The organism is Microcoleus sp. B3-A4, from assembly GCF_036705385.1.
Taxonomy (GTDB): domain Bacteria; phylum Cyanobacteriota; class Cyanobacteriia; order Cyanobacteriales; family Microcoleaceae; genus Microcoleus.
The window spans coordinates 71,825-84,818 of the sequence record NZ_JAUBUI010000014.1 but is presented as its reverse complement, the minus strand read 5'-3'; the positions used below and the strand labels follow the sequence as shown (position 1 = coordinate 84,818).

At 47.4% G+C, this 12,994-nt stretch carries 11 protein-coding genes, 1 tRNA gene, 1 pseudogene and 1 other annotated feature; of the genes and pseudogenes, 10 read left to right on the top strand and 3 right to left on the bottom strand.

The genetic code is table 11. From position 1 onward, the window contains the following. Positions 1-9 precede the first annotated feature (9 nt). Positions 10-4,104 carry an amino acid adenylation domain-containing protein gene (locus QUB33_RS09250; protein WP_333349662.1) on the top strand — a complete coding sequence of 1,365 codons (4,095 nt, stop codon included), beginning with the start codon at positions 10-12 and terminating at the stop codon, positions 4,102-4,104. Positions 4,105-4,368: 264 nt separating this feature from the next. Here QUB33_RS09250 and QUB33_RS09245 read toward each other — a convergent pair whose 3' ends face one another. Next, positions 4,369-5,769, bottom strand: coding sequence for an inorganic phosphate transporter (locus tag QUB33_RS09245; RefSeq protein WP_445299517.1), 1,401 nt, complete (start codon positions 5,767-5,769; stop codon positions 4,369-4,371). Between the two features lie 40 nt (positions 5,770-5,809). Between QUB33_RS09245 and rplS the strand changes: the two genes are divergently transcribed. The 9 genes from rplS (at position 5,810) to rplL (ending at position 10,432) form a co-directional block, all read left to right on the top strand. Further along, complete coding sequence (gene rplS / locus QUB33_RS09240) at positions 5,810-6,193, top strand: 50S ribosomal protein L19 (protein WP_242721249.1); 384 nt, start codon at positions 5,810-5,812, stop codon at positions 6,191-6,193. 134 nt (positions 6,194-6,327) lie between these two features. Continuing rightward, positions 6,328-6,400: transfer RNA gene (locus QUB33_RS09235), tRNA-Trp, on the top strand. Next, positions 6,371-6,580 carry a hypothetical protein gene (locus tag QUB33_RS09230; RefSeq protein WP_333209416.1) on the top strand — a complete coding sequence of 70 codons (210 nt, stop codon included), beginning with the start codon at positions 6,371-6,373 and terminating at the stop codon, positions 6,578-6,580. Before QUB33_RS09235 ends, QUB33_RS09230 begins: the two co-directional genes overlap by 30 nt. Positions 6,581-6,731: 151 nt before the next feature. Next, the gene (secE, locus tag QUB33_RS09225; protein WP_333286707.1) at positions 6,732-6,965 is read left to right on the top strand and encodes a preprotein translocase subunit SecE; all 234 of its coding nucleotides are present in this window, start codon (positions 6,732-6,734) and stop codon (positions 6,963-6,965) included. Continuing rightward, positions 6,962-7,600 (top strand): transcription termination/antitermination protein NusG, encoded by a 639-nt coding sequence (gene nusG, locus QUB33_RS09220; protein ID WP_242721257.1) that lies wholly within the window; start codon positions 6,962-6,964, stop codon positions 7,598-7,600. Before secE ends, nusG begins: the two co-directional genes overlap by 4 nt. A gap of 3 nt (positions 7,601-7,603) precedes the next feature. Further along, the gene (gene rplK, locus QUB33_RS09215; RefSeq protein WP_006635588.1) at positions 7,604-8,029 is read left to right on the top strand and encodes a 50S ribosomal protein L11; all 426 of its coding nucleotides are present in this window, start codon (positions 7,604-7,606) and stop codon (positions 8,027-8,029) included. Between the two features lie 199 nt (positions 8,030-8,228). Then, positions 8,229-8,942: a 50S ribosomal protein L1 gene (gene rplA / locus QUB33_RS09210; RefSeq protein WP_333349658.1), complete on the top strand. Its 714-nt coding sequence runs from the start codon at positions 8,229-8,231 to the stop codon at positions 8,940-8,942. Positions 8,943-9,051: 109 nt separating this feature from the next. After that, positions 9,052-9,225: a sequence feature (ribosomal protein L10 leader region), on the top strand. A gap of 29 nt (positions 9,226-9,254) precedes the next feature. Further along, positions 9,255-9,905: a 50S ribosomal protein L10 gene (rplJ, locus tag QUB33_RS09205; RefSeq protein WP_333349656.1), complete on the top strand. Its 651-nt coding sequence runs from the start codon at positions 9,255-9,257 to the stop codon at positions 9,903-9,905. Between the two features lie 137 nt (positions 9,906-10,042). Continuing rightward, complete coding sequence (gene rplL / locus QUB33_RS09200; protein WP_333349654.1) at positions 10,043-10,432, top strand: 50S ribosomal protein L7/L12; 390 nt, start codon at positions 10,043-10,045, stop codon at positions 10,430-10,432. Between the two features lie 166 nt (positions 10,433-10,598). Here the strand turns inward: rplL and crtD are convergent, their stop codons facing one another. Beyond that, on the bottom strand, positions 10,599-12,215 hold the full coding sequence (crtD, locus tag QUB33_RS09195) for a C-3',4' desaturase CrtD (RefSeq protein ID WP_333349652.1): 1,617 nt from the start codon (positions 12,213-12,215) through the stop codon (positions 10,599-10,601). A 180-nt stretch (positions 12,216-12,395) separates the two neighbouring features. Next, positions 12,396-12,994: pseudogene (locus QUB33_RS09190) on the bottom strand (CopG family transcriptional regulator); the annotation flags it as partial.

Here is a 12,994-nt window from a genome sequence, read left to right as displayed (position 1 = left end):
TCGATAAATATGCAGCAAGAAATAGAAGTTTTTGTATTCCCCGCATCGTTTGCTCAGCAGCGGCTTTGGTTCCTCAATCAATTAGCACCGGACAATCCTTTCTATAATGTCTCAACAGCGCTCCGCTTAACAGGTTCGCTCAACTTAAGATCCTTAGAGCAAACCTTCAACGAAATTGTGCAGCGGCACGAAACTTTACGCACCACTTTTACGCTTTTGGAAGGGGAACTCGTACAAATTATTGCTCCCATTTTAACCGTATCCCTCCCCACAATCGACTTACAAAATCTCTCGCCAACTCAGCAAGAAACCGCAGCGCTGCAACTCGCAACCGATGCAGCGCAATGCCCTTTCGATTTAGCCGCAGGGCCGTTATTTAAAGTAACGCTGTTACAACTGAGTGAAACAGAACATATATTGTTGCTGAATTTACATCATATTGTGGCTGATGGTTGGTCGATTGGAGTGCTAATTCGAGAGCTGGGAATGCTCTACACAGCATTTGTAAAAAATGAGCGATCGCACTTACCAGCACTGCCCGTGCAGTACGCCGACTTTGCAGAATGGCAGCACCAATGGTTGCAGGGCGAAGTATTAGAAACGCAGTTAGCTTATTGGCGGCAGCAGTTAAACGGAATTACCACACTCAATCTACCAACAGACAGGCAAAGACCAGCCGTTCCCTCCTACCGCGGCGCTAAACAATTTATAACACTATCACCTGCTTTGAGCGAGGCGCTAAAGTCATTGAGCCAGCAAGAAAGCGCGACTTTATTTATCACTCTACTAGCCGCTTTTAAAACTTTGCTGTACCGCTATACAGGACAAGTAGATATTGCAGTAGGAACGCCGATCGCCAATCGCAACCTGAGCGAAATAGAAGCATTAATCGGTTTTTTTGTCAACAGTTTAGTGCTGCGTGCAGATTTATCAGGAAACCCAACTTTTCGGGAACTATTGCATCGGGTAAAAAACGTCGCAATGGCAGCCTACGTTCACCAAGATTTGCCCTTCGAGAAGTTGGTTGAGGAAATGCACCCCGATCGCGAGTTGAGTCGCAACCCCCTATTTCAAGTTAGTTTTAGCCTGCAAAACACTCCTATAGCAGCGCTAGAATTGCCGGGAATCGCTTTCGAGGCGATCGACTTTGACGCGGGAACCGCCAAGCTCGATTTAGAGTGCCACTTGTGGGAAGATGCAGGAAGTATTCAAGGGCAATTTGTCTACAGCACAGATTTATTTGATAGCGGCACAATTGCGCGCATGGCGGGACATTTCCAAACGCTGCTCGAAGCCATTGTTACCAATTCCAAACAGCACCTCAGCGACTTGGCTTTGCTGACAGCGCCAGAATACCAGCAATTATTAATCGATGGGAATGACACTCAGAGAGATTATCCGCAAAACCAGTGTTTCCATCAGCTATTTGAAGAGCGAGTCGCGCGATCCTCTTCGAGGGCTCCGCTAACGCCCGATGCTGTCGCCGCCGTCTTTGAAAACCAGCAGTTAACCTACCGCCAACTCAACAGCCGAGCCAACCAACTTGCACGTTACTTGCAGCAATTGGGAGCAGCACCAGAAGTTTTAGTGGGTCTTTATGTAGAACGTTCCTTAGATGCGATCGTCGGATTGCTAGGCATTATCAAAGCAGGCGCAGCCTACCTGCCTTTAGATCCAACTTATCCTCAAGAGCGACTTAACTTCATGTTAGAAGATGCTCAGGTGTCGATTTTAGTAACTCAGCAGCACTTAGCAAAAAACTTGACGCAGCCGGAAAATTACGGAGTTTTTTCAGTAGTGTGTTTGGACTCCGACAGAGAAATTATCGCCCGACAAAGCCCAGAAAACCCAACTACAAATATCCTACCAAAAAACCTAGCCTACGTCATTTACACATCTGGTTCAACCGGAAAACCCAAAGGCGTTTTAATCGAACATCGGGGACTCTACAACTTAGCCCTAGCTCAAATAGAAGCTTTTAACTTAAACTCAAATCACCGCATTTTGCAATTTGCCTCCCTAAGTTTTGATGCTTCAATCTTTGAGATTGTCATGGCCTTGGGAACCGGAGCAACACTTTACTGTGCCAAAAAAGAATCTTTGTTGCCCGGACAAACATTAATCCAATTTTTGCAGGACAATGCTATTACCCACGCTACCCTCCCGCCCTCGCTGCTAGCTGTCCTTCCAAACGCCGAACTTCCCGCACTGCAAACAATCATCTGTGCTGGCGAATCCTGTTCCCCGGATATTGTTAAACGCTGGGCTTCCAGGCGCAGATTTTTTAACGCTTACGGCCCTACAGAAGCCACAGTCTGGTCAAGTTTGGCCGAAATTGGCGATTCCCTGCGGGATAGCTTCGCTTCACGCAAAAAACCGCCAATCGGCCGCCCAATAGCTAACACTCAACTCTATATTTTAGATAAAAATTTACAGCCTGTACCCGTTGGAATTCCCGGTGAATTGTACATCGGCGGCAGCGGATTGGCGCGAGGCTACCTGAACCGCCCCGAATTAACCGCCCAGCGATTTATAGCTAATCCGTTTAGCCAGAAAGCAGGAGAACGAATTTATAAAACTGGTGACTTAGCTCGCTATTTTCCCGACGGCAATATTGAGTTTTTAGGCCGCACTGACGAACAGGTAAAAATTCGCGGTTATCGAATAGAATTGGGAGAAATTGAAGCGCTGCTGGTTCAGCATCCAGCAGTCAAAGAAACAGCGGCGGTTGCTGTGGATGATTTGTCGGGCAACAAACGCCTAGTTGCTTATGTCGTCCCCAATCAAAATCAGATGCTTAATCCCGGGGAAATCCGCAATTTCCTCAAACAACAACTGCCCAATTACATGATTCCCAGTGCTTTTGTGGCGATGGATTTTCTGCCCCTAACTCCCAATGGCAAAATTGACCGCCTGCGCCTACCTGCACCGGGAACTCTAACTAGCAATTCAATAGATCAAAGCTGCATTGCACCTCGCACATCAACCGAGTCAACCCTTGCCAAAATTTGGGCCACAATCCTCAACGCAGAGTGCGTTGGCATTGGCGATAACTTCTTTGATCTGGGTGGAGATTCCCTGCTGGCAATCCGCCTCATCAATGAGATTAACCAGCAATTTGAGCGCGAGTTGCCGCTATCTGCTCTTTTTTTAAATCCGACAATTGAAGGTTTAGCAGATTCGCTATATTCAGGAACAAATTCTCTGGAATGGTCGCCTTTAGTTGCAATTAAGCCTCGCGGTAAAAATCCCCCGTTCTTCTGCGTCCATCCCATCTTTGGCGTCGTGTTTCCTTATGTCGAGTTAGCATTTCAGCTAGGAGAAAATCAACCGTTTTACGGGCTGCAACCAAAGGGTATTGACGGCGAAAGTTCTCCGTTAACTAGCATTGAAGACATGGCGGCTGACTACATCGCAGCCTTGCGTACGGTTCAACCAAAAGGGCCTTATTTTTTAGGAGGCTGGTCTTTTGGAGGTTTGGTTGCTTTTGAGATGGCTCAACAGTTGCTCGCAGCGGGGGATGAAGTTGCCTTACTTGCTGTGCTGGATACTTTAGCGCCGGTTTCTGCTAACAAACCTTCTTTTTGGGACGGTTGCAAGTTTATTATGACTACTGTTTCGCGCTCTATCTGGCCTTTTGTAGTAGATTATTTTCGCTTAGTGGCTGCTGCGGAAAAGGTGCAAGTTGGCGGTAGTGCTGCCAGGTTTCCTAAATTAAATAAGATGCTTAATCTAGTAACTAATTTTTGGTCTCGCTGGAATTGGAAACAGGCTGTTATGGTTAGCATCCTATCTCAGGAGTCAAAAGAAAGGAGCTGGCGCGAGCTGGCAATTCCTTCGATGTTTACTGTATTTCAGGCTAATAGTCAAGCAACTCTCAGCTATGTACCGAAAATTTATCCGCAGCGAATTACTCTGTTTAGATCGAGGGAAAAGCTAAGCATGAATCATCAAGATCCGACTCTTGGCTGGAGTGAATTAACGGCCCAAAGAGTAGAGGTGATTAGAGTTCCTGGGAATCATCTTACTATGTTGAGAAAGCCTAACGTTGAGGTGCTGGCTCAAAAGCTGGAGCATTGCTTTGAGGAGGAATTAAGTGATTGAGTGGTCGTTTGGCTTGCTTGTGTTCGGCAACCGGGTTTGATGTGCGAAAGCGCTATTAGTCCTGAATCTGATCTTCATCTGCGTGAATCAGCGCCCATCCATTGTCATCTGCGGTTTACATTCTCTTTTTTTAACCGCAGATACAGGCAGATAAACACAGATTAACGCAGATGAATTAGATCAATTCCGGTTGCACCATACATCTGTGATTGTTGACTGTTGACTTTTCTGAAATGCCTCAATCTAAAATCTAAAATCTAAAATCTAAAATTGCCCAATGGATTGCGCGATGCTGAAGATGATAGCAGCCAAACCTGCTGCGATCGGAATTGTCACCAGCCAAGCCGAACCAATTGACAGCAAAGTTTGCAGGCGTACTGTTTTCCAAGCTTTGATCAGCCCGACTCCGACAACTGCACCCACTAAAGCGTGGGATGTGGAAACTGGCAAACCCAAGCGGGATGCTAGCAAGACTGTGGTGGCTGTGGCTAATTCTGCACAAAATCCGCCGCTTGGTTGGAGTTCGATGATCTTTTCGCCGACTGTGGCTATTACATTTTTGCCCCAGAGGGTTAAACCGATGACTATTCCTGCGCCTCCGAGGACTAAAATCCACAGGGGCACGCTGAAATCTTCTGAGGGAAAGGAACCTGTGCGCCGGATGTAGGCGATCGCAGCTAGGGGAGCAACTGCATTGCCTACGTCGTTTGAACCGTGGGAAAATGCTACAAAACAGGCGCTCAAGACTTGAAATCTCGCCATTTGTTGCTCGATGGGAGAGTGACGGAGTGTCGGAGTGGGGGAGGAGTTTGTACTTGCGCCGAATCCCTTATCTCCTCTTCCTTCTTCCTTCTTCCTTCTTTCTTCTTCCTTCTCAACTGATTCTAATTTTTTCCAGCTATTGAGTGTCAAGCCGATCGCAGCTATTGCCCCGATACCTATGACAATATCGTGAATTGGAAGATTCCAGCCAAATCGATCGTGCGCGGCGGCGATCGCCCCTGTCTGCACCAAAGCGACATTCACAACAGACGGAAGTACAATTACGCCAAACACGCTCAGCATTGCTGCACTCAGCCAAGGTATCCACTCGCGCATTTGAGATAGAGGATCTGGCCGATCGAGAATCGAATACTTCACCACACTGTAAAATAGTGCGGCTAAAGCACCGCTGGCAACAGGTGTCGCCACCCAAGTTAGGGAGATGGTGCCGATGGTTCGCCAATCAACTGCATTTATTCCGGCTGCAACACAGCTAAAACCCGCGATCGCGCCCACCACTGCATGGGATGAAGAAACCGGCAAACCTCGACTGGTAGCGATTTGCAGCCAGATCCCGCAAGCTATCAGCACTGACACCATCCCGATCAAAAATACTTGCGGCTTGGCCGCGAACACTTCTGCATTTACAACTCCTGTTGCGAGAGTTTCGGAAACTCCTTGCCCGAACAGCACTGCGCCGGAAAACTCCAGTATGCCTGCAACAATTATTGCCTGCCGCAGCGTTAGCGCCTTCGAGCCTACGGATGTCCCCATCGAGTTAGCGACATCGTTGGCCCCCAAGTTGGCGGCGACGTACAAGGCCAGTGCAGCCATTGCCCCTAGTTGCAGAAATACGACTCCAGAGGTATCTAACATAGAAATTTTTTGACATAAAACGGGCATTTCGATATATGATAAGGGATTGTGAGTTTTGGTAAATCCCATGAAAGGCGCAGAAATAATCCGTTCTATAGAAACGGAAGAAATAAATAGAGTCAAGCAAGAACTCAATAAACAAGTCCCCGAAATTTACGTGGGCGACACAGTGCGAGTCGGCGTAAGAATTAAAGAGGGTAACAAAGAACGGGTTCAGCCCTACGAAGGGACTGTGATTGCCATGCGTAACGGCGGGATTAATGAAACAATCACCGTCCGCCGCGTGTTTCAGGGCGTCGGAGTGGAACGGGTGTTTTTGATTCACTCGCCCCGCATCGCCACCATCCAAGTGATGCGTCGCGGGAAAGTCCGCAGAGCAAAACTTTACTACCTGCGCGATCGGGTGGGCAAAGCTACTCGCGTCAAACAGCGGTTCGATCGCTCCCTGTAGGAATGCACCCAGCTTCCCCTTGGTTCACGGTTCATGGGAAATTGAGAAATTTCAAAAAAAAGTTTTCCATTTAAGAGCGCACTGTGTTAAAATAGAAATCTAGAGGTTAAGCGAATTTCAGCAACCTCACCTGTGCGCTCTTAGTTCAGTTGGTAGAACGCAGGTCTCCAAAACCTGATGTCGGGGGTTCAAGTCCTCCAGGGCGCGCTGAATCACCAAACTTTAAATTCTGCCCGAAAGCGCCCGGATTATTGGCTGGCAACAGTCAAAACCGCAAACTTTCGGGTAGAATTAATTTTTGTGGGCGGTTCGCAAAAAATGCCATCAACAAATGCTCGGTGTGGCTTCTCGATCATCGGTTTCGGCGATCGGCAGTTACACAGTTGAAAGGTTGGGCTTGTAAAAAAGTCGTGGCTTTAGATTTGAGATTTGGGACTTGGGCGTAAGTGGTTAGTGTCACAAAATCTGAGAGCCGCGGGCCACTCACACCATCTAAAATCTAAAATCTAAAATCTAAAATCGCAAGGGGGATTGAATCGTGGCGAAAAAAGACGAAGCTCAAGAAACTCAAGAAATGACGGCGCCTGGGTTTAATCCTACGGGTTTTTTAAAGGAAACTAGAGAAGAACTCGACAAAGTGGTTTGGCCCAGCAGGCAGCAGCTAATCAGCGAGTCTTTGGCCGTGCTTTTGATGGTAATCCTCTCAGCAAGCCTGATCTATTTTGTGGATAATTTCTTTAACTGGGGCGCGGGAAAGGTGTTTGGGCCATGACTTTTGCATCAGAAGAATCTGAGTATTCCACAGAAGCGACGGGACAGGCAGCATCGCCAGATGTGCCCGAGATTGATGCTCGCTGGTATGCTGTTCAAGTTGCCTCTGGCTGCGAGAAGCGGGTGAAGGCAAACTTGGATCAGCGGATTCAAACTTTGGATGTTGCCGATCGCATCGTTCAAGTGGAAATTCCGCAAACTCCGGCGATCAAAGTCGGCAAAGACGGTTCCAGGCGACAGTCAGATGAAAAAATCTTTCCCGGCTACGTACTCATCCGTATGTTTATGGACGAGGATACGTGGCAGGTGATCAAGAATACCCCGAATGTAATTAATTTTGTCGGGGCAGAGCAGAAACGCCGCTACGGGCGCGGCAGGGGTCACGTCAAACCGCTACCTCTGAGTCATTCAGAAGTAGAACGGATCTTCAGAAACGCTCAGGAATCAGAACCAGTTGTCAAAGTATCGATGTCTACTGGAGACCACGTTGTGGTACTTTCCGGGCCGTTTAAGGATTTTGAAGGTGATGTGATTGAAGTTAGCCCGGAACGAAACAAGCTCAAAGTTTTACTCTCGATTTTTGGGCGCGATACGCCTGTAGAATTGGAGTTCAATCAGGTTCAGAAACAGAACTAACTAATGGCAAAGAAAGTTGTTGCAGTAATTAAGTTGGCGATTACGGCGGGAAAAGCCAACCCAGCTCCTCCGATCGGCCCAGCTCTGGGTCAGCACGGCGTCAATATTATGATGTTTTGCAAGGAGTACAATGCTAGAACCGCAGACCAAGCGGGTCTGGTGGTTCCGGTAGAAATTTCGGTTTTTGAAGACCGCAGTTTTACGTTTATTCTCAAAACCCCGCCGGCGTCGGTTTTGATTCAAAAAGCCGCTGGCATTGCTAAAGGTTCGGGAGAACCTAATCGCAAGCAAGTAGGGACGATTACACAGGCTCAGTTACGAGAAATCGCTGAAACCAAAATGCCTGACCTCAATGCTAATGATGTTGAGGCTGCTATGAAAATTGTGGCAGGAACGGCTAAAAATATGGGCGTGGCGATCGCGGATTAAAGTCAGTTGCCAGTTGGCAGTTGTCAGTAATTCATGATTTTGAAGCTAAAATCTTCAAGCTCAAATCGTAAGTCCTAAGTCGATTCAGGGGGAGAAGCAAAGCTTCGCTAAGAATCGCAAATGTTTTAGATTTGAAATGACCAAAACGGCTCAATTCTAAAATCTAAAATCTAAAATCAACTGACCCCAGGAGATAACAATGGCAAAGAAAGTATCGCGAAGACTGCAAGAACTTCAAAAGAAAGTTGAAGACAGACCTTATCTACCGCTGGAAGCTCTGCAACTTTTGAAAGAAACAGCAACCGCTAAGTTTGGCGAAGCTGCTGAAGCTCACATCCGTTTGGGAATTGACCCGAAATATACTGACCAACAGTTGCGGACAACTGTATCGCTACCAAAAGGAACTGGTCAAGTAGTCAGAATTGCAGTGATTGCTAAGGGCGAAAAAGTTAAAGAAGCTCTGAATGCCGGCGCGGATATTGCTGGTTCTGAAGAGTTGATCGATGAAATTCAGAAAGGCATGATGGACTTCGATTGCCTGATTGCTACCCCAGACGTGATGCCGTTGGTGGCAAAATTGGGTCGGTTGTTGGGCCCGCGCGGTTTGATGCCTTCTCCGAAAGGTGGCACGGTGACGACTGACATTGCTCAGGCGATCAACGAGTTTAAAGGTGGTAAACTAGAATTCCGTGCCGATCGAACTGGCATCGTTCATGTTATGTTTGGCAAGGCAGCTTTCTCAGCGGAAGATTTGCTCGTCAACCTTCATGCTTTGCAAGAAACTGTTGACCGCAACCGTCCTTCTGGTGCTAAAGGTCGCTACTGGCGCACTTTGTACGTATCAGCAACAATGGGCCCGTCGATCGAAGTCGATATCAGTGCCCTGCGCGATAGCAAAATTGATGCTGCGTAGAAAGAATTAAGCAGAAGGCAGAAGGTAAAAGACAGCTTCGGCTGTCTGTGTAAATCTCTCACAAGACTTACGCCAGACCCCTGCTAATGTCTGCCTTCTGGTGATAGCCTAATCAAAAATCAATAAGCTGAAGACCGCAGGTGCCGATCGCTTAATTTCCTGCCGAGGCTGAAGAAATAAAAACTCAAGACTCAAAGATTAGAAAATTTCTATTTTTTAATTCTGACTTGTTAATTTTTAATTCTCTGCCCCGGCTCGAAGGTCGGGGTTTTTGACGGGCAATTTTCGATCCTAAAAGGAGGTGAAATAAGTATGGGCAAAAGTTTAGCAGTAAAAAATGAGATTATTGCAGACCTCAAGCAAACCTTGAGCGAATCTCAACTGGCGATCGTGATTGACTACACAGGTTTAACTGTTGCTGAAATCACAGATTTGCGTCGGCGTTTGCGTCCGAAAGGCAGCAGTTGCCAAGTGGCAAAAAACACACTGATGCGAATTGCTGTTGAAGGCAACGAAACCTGGCAGCCGATACAAGAATTGCTGACAGGTACGTCGGCATTCGTGTTCGTGCAAGAAGATATTGGCGGCGCGATTAAAGCTTACCAAGAATTCCAAAAAGTCTCTAAGAAGACTGAACTTCGCGGCGGCGTGATGGAAGGACGGGTACTGAAAGAAGCTGATGTTAAAGCATTAGCTGATCTGCCGTCGAAAGAACAACTCATGGCTCAAATTGCTGGCGCTATCAACGGTGTCGCAACCAAGTTGGCTGTGGGTATCAATCAAGTTCCTACTTCGATCGCTCGCGGTCTTAAAGCTTATGCTGAAAAAGACGGCGGTTCAGCAGAAGTAGAAGCAGAAGCACCAGCAGAAGTAGAAGCAGAAGCACCAGCACAACCTGAAGCAGAAGCACCAGCACAACCTGAAGCAGAAGCACCAGCAGAAGCAGACAGCACATCTGCGTAAGTCATTAGTAATTAGTCACGAGTCAAGAGTCGTTAGTTTTGAGAAACAAACTGATGACTGGAGACGAGAAACTAATAATTAATGAGCAATCGAAAGTCTCAAATTCCCAATCTACAATCGAACTAGGAGTTCAAAAAATGTCTACTGCAACTGATGAAATCTTGGATAAACTTAAGTCTCTGACTTTGCTCGAAGCTTCTGAATTGGTCAAGCAAATTGAAGAAGCTTTCGGCGTCAGCGCTGCTGCTCCTGTCGGCGGCATGATGATGATGGGCGGCCCTGCTGCTGCGGCTGCTGAACCAGTAGAAGAGCAAACCGAATTTACTGTCATGCTCGAAGAAGTTCCTGCTGACAAGAAAATCGCAATTCTGAAGGAAGTCCGCGCAATTACCGGTCTGGGTCTGAAGGAAGCGAAAGACTTGGTAGAAGCCGCACCGAAAGCAGTTAAGGAAGCTATTGCTAAGGATGCTGCTGAAGAAATGAAGAAACAGCTTGAAGCTGTGGGCGCAAAGATTTCTATCAAGTAGTCAGAGAATGTAGTTGATATCAATTCCGGTGACACCGGAATGACTGTTGACTGTTGACTGTTAACTGTTAACTGTTAACTATTCCCTAAAATTAATCGCGCGATAGTTACATCTCTCGCGCGATTAATTATTTTTGGCGCTAGGGAAACGGCATTGCCATGTCCTCTTAGATTTTAGAGGCGGCTTCCATTTGCCGCACGACTGTTAAAGCAGAATAGGAAACACCGGCAGTCCCTTCTCCCGGATGGGTGGAGTCGCCCACTAACCATAAGTTTTTAATTGGTGTGCGGTTGGCAAATCCGAAGGGCCCGAAGGTTGGTATTCGCTGGCTGAGGCCACCCACAACGCCTCTATCTCTCGCTGTGTAGCGGGCAAAGGTTCGGGGTGTGGCGGCTTCTTGGTGTACGATCGACTCTGGCGTCAAATTGAAATATTCGCTCAAACGGGCGATCGCCCCTGCGCTGTATTTTTGCTTCAATCCTTCATAATCAACCGAATTCCACCACATTCGAGTATCAGTAAATGAGGAAGCGATAATTGTCGCCATTCCCTCCGGTGCTCGCCCATCACCCGGATGACTGACTGAAACAAATAATGAATTATTCTCCCCAATCTCGCCTTCGTAATCGTAGAGAAACTGAAGGTGTGGCGGACAATTTTCCGGAATTGCGCTTTCATGCACTCCCAAATATATGACAAATGCACCGGATGCGGGCGGCAATTTATCTACTCGATATTTGTAGCCTGCCATTTGATTTGGGAGTTCATTTGTTGTCTCTGAAGTCTCTGATTTAACCGATAAATTATCTGTTAAATTTCCGACACTTGGCTCGCTTGACAACAATTTTACTAGATTTTGCGCTGTCACGTTGGCAACAATGCGATCGGCTGCTTCTGTCCAAACTTCGCCTGTTTTTTGATTGCGAATCACTGTACCGGTGGCTTTGCCGTTGGCGGTGACAATACTTTCAACTGTATGCCGCAACAGGACTTTGCCGCCGTCTCGTTCGATCGCCTCTACAAGTCGATCGCTCAATACCTGCATACTTCCTTGTAGATGATACAATCCCTGCGGCTCTTGCGAAACTCCTAAAGCCGTCGCCGCGTAAAGTAGCGCCGTTTCTTCGGTATCAACTTGAGAATACAATTTTAACTGCAAATCCAGAAAAGTTTTCAAGCGCAAATTGTCGCCCAACCCACAAAGCCGCAAAGCATCTCCCACTGTCATAAAAGTGAAAGGCAAAGTAATTAAAGTATCGGGGCGAACTGCTTGAATTAATTGCCAGAAATCCCAGAAGTTTCTGGGCGGTAAAACTGGATCGCGCCCTTGAAAGTTCCAGCTAGCTTTGAACAATGCAGACAGTAATTGCCAAAAAGGTTCGCTTCCGGGAAACTGCCGCTGCCTTTCTTGCTGCCACTTCTGCGGATCTCGCCACACGCTAATCGGTGCGGTTTCTCCCGGCAAAAACACCGCACAAGCGGGATCGCAGGGTGTCGCGGCGGGAAGTTCTATTTGTAATTCTGAGAAAATTCGGTGGTGAATGCCTCCGGGTTCCAATCCTGCAACCTGCGTGGCGCCGACATCGAAGGTAAAGCCTTTGCGTTTGAAGGTGGAAGCGCATCCGCCCGGGACGATCGCCTGGTCTAAGACTAGCACTTTGTATCCTCTGCGGGCTAGCAGGGCGGCTGCTGTTAGCCCGCCGATGCCACCTCCAATTACCGTGACGCGGCCCTTAGTGTCTGTGGGACTGGATTTACCAAAAGGGGTGCGATCGCCTGTCATAAATTTATTTATTGTAATATTTCTTAATAGTATGCTCATATTTTGCAATAAAAAGCTCTTGTAGCGACAGGTTGAAATCTATCGCTACAAGAGGAAGGAGGCCGAGTTTAGAGGACGTTTTAGGGGTAAAGTGCTCCGGGCGCACCCGGAGCGTTAGACTGTGCCGTGCTGATGAGAGAATCAGGGACGGCGCCACTTGTTGAGATAAGCTTCCCCAATCCCAGCCACAGCCTGCATTTGACCTAGCTGTTCCCGTAAAGCTTTGATGGTTTTTAGCTGTTCTTGAGACTGTTGCTGCAAAGCGTCGTAATTTCGCTGTATCGCGGCACTGTGGCTCAATTGATTTTCTAGAGATTGCAACTTGGTTCGTTGAACTTGGAAGTCGCCGATCGCACTTGACTTTTCTGCTAACTCGTGTTGCAAAGATTCGTAACTCGACTTCGACACGGTTTGCTGCAATTGCTCTGCCAAATTTTGCTTTTCGGTAGCTAATTGCTGCTCTAAAGATGCGATCGAGCTTTCTCTTTCTGCTAACTGCTGCTGCAAAGATTCGATCGAACTCGATTTTTCTGCTAGCTGCTGCTGAAACTCGTGTTCCCGGTGGTCTTTTTCAGCCACTTGCTGCTGCAAAGATTCGATCGAACTCGATTTTTCTGCTAGCTGTTGCTGAAACTCGTGTTCCCGGTGGTCTTTTTCAGCGACTTGCTGCTGCAAAGAAGCGATCGAACTTTCGCGTTCACTCAACTGCTGCTGTAAAGTTTCGTAACTTGACTTCGCTA

Excerpts from the sequence above, each read along its gene's own strand:
- rplK (WP_006635588.1), top strand. The coding sequence starts at position 7,604 with ATGGCAAAGAAAGTTGTTGCAGTAATTAAGTTGGCGATTACGGCGGGA.
- rplS (WP_242721249.1), top strand. The coding sequence starts at position 5,810 with ATGAAAGGCGCAGAAATAATCCGTTCTATAGAAACGGAAGAAATAAAT.
- QUB33_RS09230 (WP_333209416.1), top strand. The coding sequence starts at position 6,371 with ATGTCGGGGGTTCAAGTCCTCCAGGGCGCGCTGAATCACCAAACTTTA.
- QUB33_RS09245 (WP_445299517.1), bottom strand. The coding sequence starts at position 5,769 with ATGCCCGTTTTATGTCAAAAAATTTCTATGTTAGATACCTCTGGAGTC.
- nusG (WP_242721257.1), top strand. The coding sequence starts at position 6,962 with ATGACTTTTGCATCAGAAGAATCTGAGTATTCCACAGAAGCGACGGGA.
- rplJ (WP_333349656.1), top strand. The coding sequence starts at position 9,255 with ATGGGCAAAAGTTTAGCAGTAAAAAATGAGATTATTGCAGACCTCAAG.
- rplA (WP_333349658.1), top strand. The coding sequence starts at position 8,229 with ATGGCAAAGAAAGTATCGCGAAGACTGCAAGAACTTCAAAAGAAAGTT.
- QUB33_RS09250 (WP_333349662.1), top strand. The coding sequence starts at position 10 with ATGCAGCAAGAAATAGAAGTTTTTGTATTCCCCGCATCGTTTGCTCAG.
- rplL (WP_333349654.1), top strand. The coding sequence starts at position 10,043 with ATGTCTACTGCAACTGATGAAATCTTGGATAAACTTAAGTCTCTGACT.
- crtD (WP_333349652.1), bottom strand. The coding sequence starts at position 12,215 with ATGACAGGCGATCGCACCCCTTTTGGTAAATCCAGTCCCACAGACACT.